The sequence below is a fragment of the Corynebacterium sp. KPL2861 genome, assembly GCF_040225475.1.
In the GTDB taxonomy this organism is placed as follows: domain Bacteria; phylum Actinomycetota; class Actinomycetes; order Mycobacteriales; family Mycobacteriaceae; genus Corynebacterium.
Genome location: NZ_JBEHFW010000001.1, coordinates 51,437 through 66,548 on the forward strand (window position 1 = coordinate 51,437; position 15,112 = coordinate 66,548).

Consider the following 15,112-nt stretch of genomic DNA (forward strand, 5'->3'; position numbering starts at 1 on the left):
GCAATTAAGCCCGCAACCAAGGAGTTCTATACAGTGCGACGCCTTCCTTCTTCCCGCCGATCGTCTGCCCGTACCGCTACCGCGGCGGTGCTGCTGGGCCTGAGCGTGACTGCGGCAAGTTGTTCCTCCGATGCTGATGCGCCTGACGATGCCCCCGTGGAGACCACCTCTGCGTCCGCCACAACCTCTGAAAACGATGAGGAGTCCACAGCATCTAACACCGAGTCCTCCACGGAATCAGAATCGGCAGATAAGGATGCGGACGAGGCTTCCGAAGAAAACACCACCAGCGAGCCGAGTACTAGCGGCGAGTTGGATAAGTCAGTGGCCAAAGTCTATGACGTGTATAAGTCGCTCGCGCCCAAGGACCTATTTGCCCAGTTTGAGCGTTGCGATTCCACCGGCGGGGATTCTTCCTACAATTGCTCCGGCCCTAAGGTGGGGCAGTTCCAATTCTTCAAGTCCCACTCCAAGGCCTCCCAAACCACCCAAGTCCTTACGGAGCTGCGCAGCTCCCATGCCATCGAGGATGATGGCGATCGCGTCGTCGGCTGGTCCACGTTGGGCACCACTGCGGTTATCACCGTGGTAGATAATAAGCAAGGCTTGGTCATGCAGCAGATGATCTCTTCTGACCAGGTAGATCCGGAAGAAAAGATTAAGGAATTGGGCTTAGTCCAGGACTAGGCCGCGGCCTCATGAGCGTTTATTAGCTGCATTCTTTTACGTCTTTGCCCGCCGCAAAGTCTTTCATAGCCGCCACGGCATCGTCGAGGTCTTCTACCTGCGCAATGGTCATATCACCGTGGTCGCTGCCGGCCGCGGCCGCGCAGTTGTCCTTGGGTGCCAAGAAAAGCTCGGCGCCTGCCTCGTGCGCAGCGGCGATTTTATGCTCGATGCCACCAATTGGCCCGACCTCGCTATCGGCCTGAATGGTGCCGGTGCCGGCCACAAAGGTGCCACCGGTTAGGTCTTCATCGCTGAGCTTGTCGATGACCGCCAGGGTAAACATCATTCCCGCTGACGGCCCGCCGATATCCTGCAGGTTGTAGTTCACCGAAATATCGTCCTTGGGCTGAGATAGCATGGCGATTCCCAGCAACGCCTTGCCCTTATCGTGCGGGTTTTCGCCCAATTCAAATTCTTCGCTGAGCTCTTTATCCCCGCGCGTGACGCTGACTTTCACCTTATCGCCGGGGCTTTTGTCCTTGATGATGTCTTGAACCTCGCTCGGCTCGGTGACTTCGGTGCCATCGACGGCGGTGATGACATCGTCTTTTTTAAGGTGCTCCGAAGCGGCGCCGTCCTCGATGACCTCCGCCACGGTGATTTTGACCGGCAGCTGCAAATAGTCCATCGCCGCGATGGTGGCCGCAGACTCCGATTGGGTAAAGGCCTGCTTATTGGATTCTTGGACCTCTTCATCGGTCATGTTTTGCGGAATGACGGTATCGATGGGCACCAGGGTGTCATCGGTAAGCGCCCAGCGCCCCAGTGCCTGAGCCAAGGTCATATTGGTGCGCACGGACACGGTGGTCATATTGAGGTGCCCACTGGGCTCATAGGTCTTCGGCGCCTGCACATCAACGACTTGGGTGCCATCAACCTCGCCCAGCGTATCCACGGTGGGGCCAGGGCCTTCGGCGGCATAGGGAACGGTCAGCGAGACATCGGTGCCCGGGATATGGTCAAGCGATACCAACGCACCGGTAAGCACAACGGGGATAGCCCCCCAGGCGATGGTGCGGACGCGACGGCTAGCAGGAGAATTCACGAAGCAATAGCCTACAACCTTTGGCGTACTGTTCGCTGTCAGCGTTGCTGTGATCATGGAAACTTTCCGCACGGTGCCGGTAGATTGGAGCACATGAGCAACGGATTCGGTTTTTCTTTCCCAAATAACGATGACGACGATAATGACGGCCGTCGTGACCAGAACCCGTTCGGCGCATTCGGCGGCGGTAATGGTGGCGGCCTCGGAGACATGCTGAACCAGTTCGGTCAGATGCTCTCCGGCATGGGTTCGTCCATGAACTCGCCCCAGAACTCCGGGCCGGTCAATTACGACATGGCCAAGCGCATCGCCCTGCAGCAGATCCCCAAGTCAAAAAATATCAGCGCAGAAGATTCCAAGGCAGTAGAGGAATCGGTGCGCCTAGCGGAGCTGTGGCTTGACGATGCCTCCATTCTCCCCACCGCTTCCGGCGCCACGCAGGCGTGGAATTCCAAGCAGTGGCTGGAAGAAACCATGCCCGCCTGGAAGCGCATGGTCACCCCGGTAGCCCAGCACATGAACGATGCCCAGCTGGAGTCCATGCCGGAAGAGGCCCGTGAAATGATGGGTCCAATGACCAAGATGATGGGCCAAATGTCCAGCATGAATTTCGGCATGCAGCTAGGCCACGCCTTGGGCGATCTGGCCAGCCAGGCACTAACCGGCTCCGACTTTGGCCTGCCCATCGCCCCGGCCAATACGGTGGCGCTTTTGCCGCATACCATTCAGAAGGTCGCGCGCGAGCTCAACGTTCCTGGCCAGGAGGTTTTGGTCTACATCGCCGCGCGCGAGGCCGCCCGCCAGCGCCTGTTTAAGCACGTGCCGTGGCTGGTAGAGCGCATCGTCTCCTCCGTGGAGGAATACGCCATCGGCTTGGTCATTGATACCTCCCACATTGAAGAGCTCGCCCGCGAGCTGAACCTGGAATCCGGCGACCCGCAGGCCATCCAGGAAGCCATGAGCAAGTTGCAGGGAATGGATCTCTCCCCGCGCATTACCTCCAAGAACACCGCCGCCGCCTCCAGGCTGGAAACCCTGCTGGCCTTGGTTGAGGGCTGGGCCGAGCACGTCGTAAGCGAGGCCTTGGGCGAGCGCATCCCCTCTACCTCCAAGCTCACTGAGGCCTGGGCGCACCGCCGCAGCACCGGTGGATCTGCCGAGCAGGCCTTCAGCAAGGTCGTCGGCATCGAGCTCAACGCCCCCAAGGTGACCGAGGCCGCCGAGCTATGGCGCCGCGCCACCGTAGCCGTGGGTGTAGAGAAGCGCGATAAGGCTTGGGACCACCCAGACTTCCTGCCCACCGCAGAGCACCTCGATAACCCGGCCGCCTTCATCGATTCCCTCTTGGATGACGAGCCGGATGAGGGCTTCGAGGAAGAATTTGCAAAGCTCGAGGAGATGCTCAAAAACGGCGAGGACTCCGAAAAGAATTCCGAAGAGCACAAAGATTCTGCAGAGGACCAGGATTCCAAGGGCAGCGACGACGGTGACGACAGCGACGAGAGCACCGATAAGGACAACGGCGGCGAGGATAAATAGCTCGCTCTAACCGCCCCAGCGCTGGTAGGCCTCAAGGTAGCCCTTGGCCCGCTCGGCGTGGGGCGCCCTATCGGCCCACTGCCAGAATTCGCGCCCATGGCGCGGGATGAAGGTATGGGTGAGCTCATGGATGATGACCGAATCCAATACATAATCCGGCACCTGCTGTAGGCGGTTGCTCAGCCGGATATCCGCGGTGGAGGTAGTACAACTACCCCACCGCGTATTTTGATTACTCACCCACCGGATGGACCCAATCCACGCGCGGCCTTCCAGGTACTGCGCGTTGAGCTGTTTGGCGCGCTGAAGAAGCGCCGCATCGGTCTTCGCCGCACCACCGGTTTTCTTCTCCAAGCGCGCGAGCATATCCTGTACCGCCTCGTTTTCCTCGCGGGCGGACATCCAGGCCGGAATGCGCACTTCCAATACCCCGGCCACCATGCGCGCCTGCACCGACTTTCGCCGCCGCGCAGAGCGGATAACCTTGACCTCAGGGTGGGTACGTCCTGGTGGTTGCGTGCTCGACATGACAGGCCATTGTACCTGTGGTGCAATGGACGCACATGCGGCACATGTGCCGTATTCGGGGTGATAAAAGGGGATTCGAGGGGGAGAACCAGTGACTGGCTCACAAGGCACGGCTCAACGTGTGACATTGGCGCCAGGGTGTGGCGTATTTTGCCGCGAGGATTCCGTGGTGCAATTTGGGATGGACGCCACCCGGGTGGCGGTGGCGGATACGGGCAATGCGCAAGGCGTGGCTCGCGCCTTTGCCACGGCCCATCAGCCCGTCGATTCCGGGGAATTGGCGGCGCGGTTGGAAGCGGCCGGCTTGGATAGCGCCGCCGCCAGCAGCCTCATCGATGATGCCTTGGACTATGGCATCCTCTGGCCTCAGCCGCCACATCCCGAGCAGCGTGAAACCATCATCATGCTAGGCGAATCCCCGCTTGCTCTGGAGTTGCGCGCCCGCTTGGCAGCAGATGGATATACGGTGCGCATCCCCCTTGATGAGGATAATATCTTTTCCTATATCCACGACCTCGATGGGCTTTTTACAGTACTTGGCATAGACCAGCTCCACTGCCCCATCGATTGCGCCAATGCGCTTGCCGGAACCCCGACGACGTGGCTCCCCATCTCCCTCCTAGATAACCGCGGCATCATCGGGCCCTTGCGCGTGGAAGGGCAAGGCCCCTGCCCGCTGTGCATTCACTTATTCCACGTGGATGCGGATCCGCAGTGGAGCGCCATCGCCTCCCAGCTCACCAGCGTGCGCAGACAGCCAGAAAACCTGGTCATCGATGCGGTAGCGGCCCAAGCACAGGTGGTGATCCGCCGCCTAAGCAAGCGCCCCCTCCCGCCAGGCGCGCCAACCTCATTTCCGCGCCCGGGCCAACAATGGGAGGTAGACGTCTACGGCCGCCACCAGCAGCGCACGGCCATCGCCCATCCGCGCTGCCCGGTGTGTTACGGCGGCAAGGTCAATCTGGCTACATCCGCACCGAGCGAATGACCTCCAGGATTTGCTCGCCGTAGCGCTCCAACTTATTGGGCCCAATTCCAGATATGGACAGCAGCTCCGCCTCATCTACCGGCAGCTCTTCCGAGATGGCCTGCAGAGTGGAATCCGTAAAGATGACATAGGCCGGAACCTTTTCTTCCCGGGCAACCTGCGCGCGCCACGAACGCAGGGCGGAAAAGACCTCGTCATCGCCATTGCCCTCGCAGTCTTCGTGCCGGCCAATGACCTTTTCCGCCGGGGTCTCTAGTACCCCGCTGCACACGCGGCAGCGTTTCGGGCGACGGGAGCGGCCACTTCCCGCAGCCGATTCCACGCCTGGCGCGATGCCGTCGAGGAAGCGGGTGCGCTCCCGGGAGGCCCTGGAACCGGCGGTCTTCGCCAATGCCCACGACAGGGCTAGGTGTTCACGGGCGCGGGTAATGCCTACATAAAACAGGCGGCGTTCTTCCTCGATCTGCTCGTTACCCGCCTTAATGGCGTGGTTGATGGGCATGAGCTTTTCGCTCAGCCCGACGAGGAAGACAGCGTCCCACTCCAAGCCCTTTGCCGCGTGCACCGTAGCAAGGGTAACGCCCTCCATAGCGGGGGCTTGCTTATCGGTGGAGCGGCGGCGCAGCTCGCCCAGCACCCCGTTGAGATCGATACCCGGGGTGGATTCCACGATCTTCTCAATCAATCCCACCAGCGCGTTCAGCGATTGCCAGCGCTCGCGGGCCTGCGCGCCCTGCGGTTCGGTGGCGCTGAGCCCAAGCTCAACGAAGGCAGCACGCGCAATCGCCACCGGGTCTTCCGGCAAATCATCGCGGCGTGTAGCGGCAATGAGCACGCGAATGGCCTCCAGAATCTCCGGGCGGCGGAAGAAACCTTCACCGCCGCGGACTTGGTAGACCACTCCGGCATCGGCAAGCGCCTGCTCAAACTGCTCCGACTGGGCGTTAATGCGGTACAAGATGGCAATCTCTGAGGCCGGCACGCCCTGGTTGAGCAGGGTGAGCACCTGCCCAGCCACCTCCTGCGCCTCATTTTCCTCAGACTCGTAGGCCTTAAACGTCGGCTCCGGCCCAGGCTCGCGCATGCCCTGCAGCTCCAGGCGAGTACCCGCCGCGCGCCCCGTAGCCTTGCCGATGACCCGGTTAGCCAAATCCGTTACCTGCGGCGTGGAACGATAGTCGCGCTGCAGCTTGACGATGGTCCCATCCGGATAGCTGCGCGAAAAATTCAGCAGGTACTCCGGTGATGCGCCATTGAAGGAATAGATGGTCTGGTTGGCATCGCCCACCACGGTGAGATCATCGCGATCACCCAGCCAAGCATTCAGCACGCGCTGCTGCAGGGGCGTGACGTCCTGGTACTCGTCAACGACGAAGGTGCGGTACTGCTCGCGGAAGGTCTCCGCAATGGCAGGGACGTTCTCGATGGCGCCGGCGATGTGCATGAGCAGGTCATCGAAGTCCAAGTGCATCATATCCGGGGTAGCTTTGGCCTTCTCGTAGCGACGGAAGGCTTCTGCCACCTTGGCTGCATCTGCCGGGGCACTGCGATCCGTTTCCACGATCACGCTCTCATAATCCTCGGCGCTTACCAGCGCGGATTTCGCCCATTCGATTTCCGCCAGCACGTCCCGGATCATGTCTTTGGAATTATCCAGCCCAACCGAGCGCACCGCGCGGGCTACCAGCGGGAATTTATTGTCCAATAGCGTCCACGGCAGATCGCCTGCAACCTGCGGCCAGAAATACTTCAACTGGCGCCGCGCGGCTGCGTGAAAGGTTTGGGCCTGCACGCCAGCCACGCCCATCATGCGCAGGCGATCCCGCATCTCTCCTGCCGCACGCGCGGTGAAGGTCACGGCCAAAACGCGCTGTGGGTTTACGAACCCTTGATCCACCATGTTGGCGATGCGATAGGTAATGGTGCGGGTCTTACCAGTGCCCGCGCCCGCCAAAATGCACACCGGTCCGCGCGGGGCCGTAGCCGCGCGGCGTTGATCTTCATCCAGCAAGGACAAATCCGGCTTATTCACCGTGATACCACTCCATAATCATCGTGTGTGCGATAGAACCCGCGGTGGCCAGCGGAAGCTTAGGCAGCTCGGCGCGGGTCACCCAACGAATTTCTTCCAGTTCCCCATCAGTATGGCAGGTGGCCTGGACATCCGATGTCTCTGCGTGAAAGCCCAGCATAAGCGAGCCACTCGGCGGCCACGGCTGGGATCCCCAGTAACGAAGATTCTCAATGCGCCGCCCAGTTTCCTCCATGGTTTCGCGGGCAAAGGCGGCCTCAATGGTCTCGCCTGGTTCCACGTAACCAGCGATCAAGGAGAAGAAGCCATTGCGCCTGCGATTGCGGGCCAACAAAATCTTCTCCTCACCCTTTAGCTCAATGAGCCCAATGACGGCTGGGTCCAGGCGCGGGAATACCAAGCGGCGCGAATCCTGCGAATCGCGGCCAACGATACCCGGCGTTGGGTAGTCCAACGGGTGGCCCGTGCGCGGATCGAAGCGCTGCTCCAACCGGTTGCGGATCAGGGCAATGGCCTGCATAACCAGGGAATTAGAGGCGAAAAAAGTTGCGGGTTGCAATTGCCCCATCCGCCGCGCAATACCTTCCGGGCAGGCAAAAACGTGTAGCGCGCCGATGTCCACCATCTCTGGTTCTCCCACGCCTTCCGGCAATTCCTCCACCACCGCGGCGTCCCCACTCGCGGTAGCAGGCACTAGTCCCGTCTCCGTTACGGGCAAATACAATTAATCCTCCTCGTCTTCATCTTGCACTTCCACGGGTTGTTCCAGATCGTGCTTGATATACAGCAGGCGATCGCCCGGTTTCAGTGCGGAGGCATCGGCCGTATCCACGCGGTGGAGTTCGTTATTGCGCAGCACCGCGAGCACGATATCCGCCAAGTGGCGCGGGTTAGAACCGACTTCAAACTCGCGTACGGCGCGCTCAGATACCGAAAATCCCTCGTTGGGAGAAAGCAGATCCTCCATCATTTCCACCACGGTGGGGGTCACGGTAGCAAGCCCCAGGAGGCGGCCGGCGGTCTCTGCAGAGGTAACCACGGAATCGGCACCAGATTGGCGCAAGAGGTGACGGTTTTCAGACTCGCGCACCGAGGCCACAATCTTGGCCTTCGGGGCAAGCTCGCGCACGGATAGGCAGCACAGCACCGCGGTATCGTCCGAGGATGGGGTGACCACCACGGAGTCTGCGTGCTCCACCCCGGCGACCTTGAGCACGTCCTGTTTGGTGCCCGAACCAAAGATGGTGACCAGCCCGTGGTGTTCCGCATGCGCCAGCGAGGCGCGGTTGTTATCGATGACCACGATCTGAGAGGTGGGTACGTCGTCTGCCAAGAGCGCGGCGACTGCCCCAGCACCCTTCGTTCCATAGCCAATAACGACGGTGTGGTTACGCAATTGCTTTCTCCAGTTCTGGATTTCAAAGGTGCGGCGGGCCTTATCCGTGAGCACGGATAGCGTCGCACCGACCAACAACACAAGGAAGACGAGGCGGGCTGGGGTGATAAGTACAAGGTTGATAAACCGCGATTGCTCCGTGACCGGAACGATATCGCCATACCCCACGGTGGTCAGCGTGACGGCGGCATAGTAGGAGGAATCCAAAAGCGACATGTCCTCGCTATAGCCATCGCCGTCTAAGTACACCACGATGGTGACGAAGATGAGGATGCCAAATGCCCAGAGCGCGCGTTTGGCCAACTGCCGCCACGGGCTGGCATTGTGATCCTTGGGCACAGTGATGACATCAAGGAGCGCGTGATCAGGTTGCGAGGACAACTCGACTTGCGGCAAAAAGCGCTGTTTAATACGCCCTTTGAATGCCTTCGCACGTTTTTTGGCCACTGGCCCAGCCTTCTTTTCTGGATCGAATTTTCATTTCGCCGGTTATACGGGGACGCAACTATCCATTCACCGTCCGCGTTCCGTCCCCATACCTTAGCCTTAATGGCCTGCTACTGACGATTCAAGCAGGCTACGTAGCTCCTCGCCTTGGGCTAAAGTATCTGGCTCAAAAGTATAACCATCGTGAACGTAATGGAAAGCCGCGCGGATTTTATCGCCACCGTGGATGCGCCGCCAGGCTTCGGCATAGACCGCCAACTGAATCTTCGCCGCGTCCATGGCCGCACCCTTCGGCGGCCGACCAGTCTTCCAATCCACCACCATCCAGGTACCATCTGCCAAGCGGAAGACGGCATCCATTCGCCCGCGCACCACCGCGCTGCCGATGGTGATTTCAAACGGCGCCTCCACAAAGTCCGGCTGGCGCTGCGCCCACTCGGAGTTCAAGAAGGATTCCTTGAGCTCTTCTAGGTCGAAGTCCTCCGGCTCATCGATGCCCGGCAATTCCTCTTCCCCTAGCAGCGCGGGGCTGCCAAAGCGCTCTTCCAACCACGCGTGGAAGGCGGTGCCTCGCTTGGCATAGGAATTGGGCTTAAACGGCACCGGGCGGCGTTGCCGGCGCGCAAACTGTAGCGGATCGCTGCCCAAGGCCACCATGTCAGAAGCGGTAAGTTCACTGGGAAGTTCCACATCCACAACCGGTTGCTGCAGGGACTTGTATTCCTCAATGAGCGCGCCCGCATCCTGTTCCCACAGCTCGAAGGTCTCGCCGTGGCTTAACTCAGGAAGGTCCTCCATGGCGGCTAGCACCGCATCCGCGCCGGCTAGGGAATCCGGATCGGCTTCAAGGGCTGGGAAGAGCCCGCTTTCTGCCGCATGTGCCGAGGTGTCCACCGGCTCTTCGGGCACCGTCCACTCCCCTACGTACTGGGGGAAGGTTTCTTTTAGCCTTTCGAGGTACTCGTACGGGCCCTTCTTAGCCTTGCCCGTCCGGTTATTCGTGCCGGAGCCGGTAACGGTCAGCGTGGACTCGGTTCTGGTCAAGGCCACATAAAAGAGGCGGGCTGCCTCCTCCGCGTTATGCGCGCGGTCATCATCCAGGAATGCCTTGCAGGCCTTTTCGAATTCGGAGCGATTGACCGCATCTGGCGAAACTTCAATGTAGTCATCTTCACCGGGCACCTTTTCGATCTTGGTCAAAAAGGTCTCTGCTTGGGCCTTATAACTCGAAGAATCCGCGTGCACCACATAGACATGCTCCCACTCCAAGCCTTTGGCCTTATGCGCGGTCATGATTTGTACGCGATCCGTGGAAGCTGGAACCTCCCCAAGCCCAAGGTCATCTTCATGCTCGCGGGCTAGCTCCAAATAATCTAGGAGCGCATACAAGGAGTCTCCGTGGAAGCCCGCGACGATATCAGCGAATTTATCTAGGTGTGTGGCTCCGCCAGCGCTGCCGCGGGCAAGAACCTCGGTACGGATATTGAAGATGGCCTCAATGTCTGCGAAGAGATCGCTTAAAGGCTTAGACAGGCAGTAGGTGCGCAGGTAGCGCAGCTTGGCAGATACCTCTTCCATACGCGCCAAGCCCTGCGGGGTATAGCGATCGCGCTCGCCGAGATCTGCCAGGGCATCGGCAAGCCCCACCGTCTGGTCTGGGCCTTCGGCCGTAAGTTGCTCTAATTGGGCGCGCAGGTATTCCTCTGGATCCATGCCCTCTTCCCACTGCAGGCGCTCTTGTTTTGCCCCCGCCAGGTTCTTTTGGCGCGCGGCAAGGGCTTGAATATCGCCCATTCCCAGCCCGCAAATGGGCCCGGCGAAAATGCGGAGGGCCGCTTGCGCGTCTTCCGGCCGCACCAGCATGGTCGCCAGCGCTACGAGGTCCTGGATTTCCGGTTGCCACAGCAGTCCCCCCAGGCCATTGATTTCATTGGGGACATCGACGGCATCCAAGGCTGCTGCAATGGCCGCGGTTTGCCGGTTGGTACGCACCAGCACCGCTGCGCAAAAGCCTTCGCCCTCGCGCGCATCCCACTGCTGCCTTAATTTCTGCGCAATAAACTCGTGTTCCTCGTCTTCGCTGGCGAAATAGGCCAGCTCAATCTCGCCTTCGCCCTTGTGCGGGGCCGCGTGCAGCTCATCGACGGGCCGCGGGCCGCCCCCAAAGACCCCGGCCGCCACCGAGTTGGCCAGCTCCAAGGCACCCGACGGGTTGCGCCACGAGGTAGTGAGCTGATCCTTGGGAGCAGGCGTGCCATCGGCTTGCGGGAAATCCTCCACAAACGCGGTGAGGTTTTCTGAGGTAGCCCCGCGCCAGCCATAAATGGCCTGCATGGGATCGCCCACCGCGGTCACGGAAATGTCCTTGTGTTCCCCACCAAAGAGGCTGCGCAGGAGTACGCGCTGGGCATAAGACGTATCTTGATATTCATCCAGCATGACCACGCGGTAGCGCTGCGCCTGTTGCTTGCCCACCGCCGGGTGCTCTTGCGCAAGGCGCGCTGCCACAGACATCTGCTCGCCAAAAGTGATGACCTGCTGCTCTGCCTGCGTGCGCTTGAGTTCCTCGATCAAAGGCACGTACTGCACGCGTAGATCCTGGACATTGATGTACTTCTGCAGGTCCTTGGAATACTCGCCCTTCGTCCTCGGGGCCTTTTCCAGGTTGTCTATATCGGCGCGGAAATCCCGTGCGAATTCGGCGATATCATCCGGATCCTTCAAGGAATTGTCCATATCGGAGGTGATCTTGAGCAGGACTTCCGTAATGGAACCCAAGGTCTTTTCATCCGATAATTTGCCGCCGTAGTTTTTCACCACGTCGTAGGCAATAGCGAAGCGCTCTGCCTCCGTGATGATTCGCGCTGAGGGCTCTACTGGGACCAAAAGGCCGTATTCACGCACGAGCTCGCCGGCATAAGAGTCATAGGTGGCCACGGTGGGCGCGATATTGTTAAGTGCCTCCGCTGCGGGGCTGCCGGGAACGATGAGGCCGGAATCGCGCAGCTGAATGAGCTGGCGGCGAATGCGCTGTTCTAGCTGCTGCGCCGCCTTGCGCGTAAAGGTCAGCCCCAGCACTTCCTCTGGGCGCACGTAGCCATTGGCTACCAAATAGACCACGCGGGAGGCCATGGTTTCCGTCTTACCGGCACCCGCGCCGGCCACCACAAGCTTGGGGCCAAAAGGACCCTCGATGACGTGGGCTTGTTCCTCAGTGGGTGGGTAGTCCTTGCCCAGTGCTTTCGCTATTTGTTCCGGGAAAAAATCCTGCTTAGGCATGGATGGTCATCTTTCCTTCCTCCTGCACTGGGCAGATGGTACGAATGGGGCACTTATCGCAATCCTTATTGGTGCGCGCGGTCAGTTGCGGACCGCGCAGTTCCGCTGCCAGGGGTGGCAGTAATGTGGAAAACTCTTCCAGCGCCTCCGCGGTGAGCTGACTCTGAGTGCGGGTGGTAATTTTGCTGGAATCTTTTCCGGGATAAACAAGCACCCCGCCCGCGCGCGGCATACCTTCGCCATCGCGCACGCGTTGCCCGTCGAAGCTGCCCCGGGACAAGGCCAATTGGTAGGTCATTAGCTGACGGTTTTCTTCTGCCTCTGCCTGCGTCGCTGCAGATTTGCCGGTCTTGAGGTCCACGACCAGGTAATTTCCGTCTCCATCCTGCATCAAGCGGTCCATGAATCCACCTACCCGAATATCCGGGGCGACCTCGACGTAGACGGGTACTTCCACCCCGGCGAGTTCATTTTTAACCTCGGACTGCTGTGCCCATTGCTGCGTGCGCTCTAACAGGCGGGAGAATTCTTCCAACTTGCTCTGTAGTTGCCACTGCGGAACGTCCAGGATGAGCTCATAGGCCTCCATGACGAGCAGGCGGGCCTTTTCCGCATCCATGCCGCGGCCGATGGCCTCCAAGAAGGAGTGGGCCATGGTGCCGCGCAGGAGGTGCTCGGCACCGCTGGGATCTTCAGCGAGGTTTCCCACAATCGCCTTGAGCGGGCAGTTAAGCAGGGCTTCGACCCGGGACGGCGAAAGGCTCTTGCTGCCGCGCAGCGGCGTATGCGATGCCACAGAGCGTGCGGAGAACCATTGATCTGGATGGGCGCCTGGGATTCCCGCCTGTGCTAAACGCGCCAGCTGCCGGGCTGCCTGACGCCGCTCCACTTCGCCGGCATCTGGGTTCGTGACCACGCGGCGCAATTGCGCCACAAAGGAGGGCACAGAAAGCACCGCCACGTCGAGGGGATCGACCTCGAGCCCATCGCGCAGGGACACGGGTGCTGGCTCGGGAACGTCCAAACCCAGCTCGCGGGGAAATTGGGCGGCGCGCAAGGCGCGGCTGGCTTCCCGGCGCGCCTTCGTCCCCGGCACATCAACTCCGCGCCCCGCAAATTCCGAGATGAAGCGGGAGGGCTCTGCAAAGGCGTCCTCATTGGGGTTTTCCACCGCGGCGATCAGCAACCGGTTTCGGTGGCGCGTGGTGGCAACGTGGAAGAGTCGGCGCTCTTCTGCCAGACGGGAGGCAATGTGACTGACGGGGGTATCGGGGTCAATATCGCGGTCTAGGAGATCGATGAGATCTTCTTGGCCAAAAATGGATCCGGTCTCCCCCAGCGAGGGCCACGCGCCTTCTTGGGCTCCGGCGACGATGACGGTGTCCCATTCGCGGCCGACGGCACCGTGGGCGGTGATGATCTCCACGGCCTGCGGGGTGGCGGTGCGGCGGTCACGCACGCCGGTGGGGAGTTCTTGTTCGGTGATGTGGGTTAAAAAGGACTGCAGCGAGGAACCGGGGCGGCGCTCAGAGTAATCACCGGCGGCATCAAACAGTGCCATCATGGCATCGAGGTCACGGTCCGCCTGTGAGCCGGTGGCTCCGCCGCGCAAAGCTGATGCCTGCAGGCGCATGTCCAGCTCGGTGGCGCTCCATACTTCCCACAAGACCTCTTCCACGGAAGCTTGGGTTTGTACAGCCTGCCGGCCCGCGGCAAGTACCGCGCGCACACGCTCCAAGATGGAAAATTCGCGTTCTGTCAGTTGCCCGTTGAAGTCCGGCAGCTCACCCTGCAAGAGCTCGCGCAGGCTATCCATTCCGCGTGTATCGGGCGCCCACCGGCGCAGGCCACGAATCAGGCGACGCAAGGTGACGGGATCCGCCCCTCCCACCGGCCCGGTAAGCAACTCCTCGAGTTCCGCATTGCTGAGGTCTTCTTCCAAGGCGCGCAGGGCAAGGAGCATGGCAGATACTAGGCGCTGTTCTGCCAAAATGACATCGGTCGGGCTGATATGCACGGGTACCCCGGCGGCCAGCAAGGTGCGGCGCATCTGGCCAATATCCGCCGTCGAGCGCACGATGACGGCGATATCGCGCCACTGCACGCCATCGTCCAAATGCCGGCGACGCACGGTATCGGCCACCACATCGCGCAGGCGGCCCTCAGAATCCACGATGGAAATGCAGGCCGGGGAGCCGCTGCGGTGCGGATGTGAAAGCTCGACGGAGTGTTCCACGGGAAATTCCTCAAGGAACTGCGAGTTGGCACCGCGGAAGGCAAAGACGGATTGATCTGCATCGCCGCCTATGACCAGCAATTGTGCATCCGGGGCCAAGCGGGATATGAGCTTGCCTGCGGTGGGATCCAATAGCTGGGCATCATCGACCACGATGGTGTGCCACGGGTGCGAATTCGTAAGTTCTGGGCGCAGCAAGACTTGGTTGACTAGCTCTGCCGCGGAATAAGAATGCGCCCCGGACAGGGCTTGGACGCGTTCGTATTCGCGCAGGAATGTACCGGCCGCGCTCCACATTCCACGGCCGTACTTGGCGCCAAGGTTTTCCAGATCCGCGGGGCTGAGGCCGCGTTCGATGGAGCGCAAAAGAAAATCGCGCAATTGGCGGGCAAAACCTACATACTCTAAGGCGGGGCGAACTTCCTCCGGCCATTCGCCGTGGCCGGATTCAGCGTGGCCTTCTAGCAATTCCCGGATAACGGCGTCTTGTTCCGCGCCGGTGATAAGGCGCAATTCCTCGTCGCTGGCGCTGCGCAAGAGGGCGAAGGCCAAGGAGTGGATGGAGCGGACCATGGAAGATTGCGCCGCATAATCTTCGAGGCGCTCCGAAAGCTCGCGGCGCAGGCGAGCGCCGGATTCCTTGGAGGCAGCGACAACGAGGATGCCAGAGGGATCTGCCCCCGTGACCTGAGCGCGGTCGAGGGCATGAATGACAGTATCGATAAGAAAACTGGATACGCCGGTTCCGGCGGTGCCGGTTACCTTCCAGGTACCGGTCTCCGGCAGTTCAACGGGCCAGGAACGGGCATGTGCGGACGGGGTGCGGGCGATGAGTCGTACCTGTGGCGACGGCGGTAAGACCACTCCCGCGCGGGCGGTGGAATGGGGATTGT

At 60.7% G+C, this 15,112-nt stretch carries 10 protein-coding genes; 3 read left to right on the forward strand and 7 right to left on the reverse strand.

What is annotated here, in order from left to right:
• The first annotated feature begins 33 nt into the window (after positions 1–33).
• Positions 34–687, forward strand: coding sequence for a beta-N-acetylglucosaminidase (locus ABRP84_RS00245; RefSeq protein ID WP_349851969.1), 654 nt, complete (start codon positions 34–36; stop codon positions 685–687).
• A 22-nt stretch (positions 688–709) separates the two neighbouring features.
• Here ABRP84_RS00245 and ABRP84_RS00250 read toward each other — a convergent pair whose 3' ends face one another.
• Entirely contained in the window at positions 710–1,774 is a 1,065-nt protein-coding gene (locus ABRP84_RS00250; RefSeq protein WP_349851971.1) for a YlbL family protein, read from the reverse strand.
• Positions 1,775–1,867: 93 nt separating this feature from the next.
• On the opposite strand from ABRP84_RS00250, the gene ABRP84_RS00255 reads away from it, so the two are divergent.
• Entirely contained in the window at positions 1,868–3,313 is a 1,446-nt protein-coding gene (locus ABRP84_RS00255; protein WP_023025690.1) for a zinc-dependent metalloprotease, read from the forward strand.
• A gap of 6 nt (positions 3,314–3,319) precedes the next feature.
• Here ABRP84_RS00255 and ABRP84_RS00260 read toward each other — a convergent pair whose 3' ends face one another.
• The gene (locus ABRP84_RS00260; protein ID WP_023025688.1) at positions 3,320–3,841 is read right to left on the reverse strand and encodes a M48 family metallopeptidase; all 522 of its coding nucleotides are present in this window, start codon (positions 3,839–3,841) and stop codon (positions 3,320–3,322) included.
• Positions 3,842–4,007: 166 nt separating this feature from the next.
• Here ABRP84_RS00260 and ABRP84_RS00265 point away from each other — a divergent pair, with 166 nt between their 5' ends.
• Positions 4,008–4,829, forward strand: coding sequence for a hypothetical protein (locus ABRP84_RS00265; protein WP_023025686.1), 822 nt, complete (start codon positions 4,008–4,010; stop codon positions 4,827–4,829).
• On the opposite strand, the gene ABRP84_RS00270 is transcribed toward ABRP84_RS00265, so the two are convergent.
• From ABRP84_RS00270 to ABRP84_RS00290, 5 genes are all read right to left on the reverse strand, one after another.
• Positions 4,807–6,861, reverse strand: a complete 2,055-nt coding sequence (locus ABRP84_RS00270) for an ATP-dependent DNA helicase UvrD2 (RefSeq protein ID WP_023025684.1) — start codon at positions 6,859–6,861, stop codon at positions 4,807–4,809. The two genes, ABRP84_RS00265 and ABRP84_RS00270, sit on opposite strands and share 23 nt — an antisense overlap.
• Complete coding sequence (locus tag ABRP84_RS00275; protein WP_349851975.1) at positions 6,854–7,585, reverse strand: NAD(+) diphosphatase; 732 nt, start codon at positions 7,583–7,585, stop codon at positions 6,854–6,856. The genes ABRP84_RS00270 and ABRP84_RS00275 overlap by 8 nt, the downstream gene beginning before the upstream one ends.
• A complete protein-coding gene (locus ABRP84_RS00280) occupies positions 7,586–8,704 on the reverse strand; it encodes a potassium channel family protein (RefSeq protein WP_023025680.1) in 1,119 nt (372 codons plus the stop codon).
• A gap of 99 nt (positions 8,705–8,803) precedes the next feature.
• Entirely contained in the window at positions 8,804–11,983 is a 3,180-nt protein-coding gene (locus ABRP84_RS00285; protein ID WP_349851977.1) for an ATP-dependent helicase, read from the reverse strand.
• Complete coding sequence (locus ABRP84_RS00290) at positions 11,976–15,083, reverse strand: ATP-dependent helicase (RefSeq protein ID WP_349852326.1); 3,108 nt, start codon at positions 15,081–15,083, stop codon at positions 11,976–11,978. Before ABRP84_RS00290 ends, ABRP84_RS00285 begins: the two co-directional genes overlap by 8 nt.
• Positions 15,084–15,112: the final 29 nt, after the last annotated feature.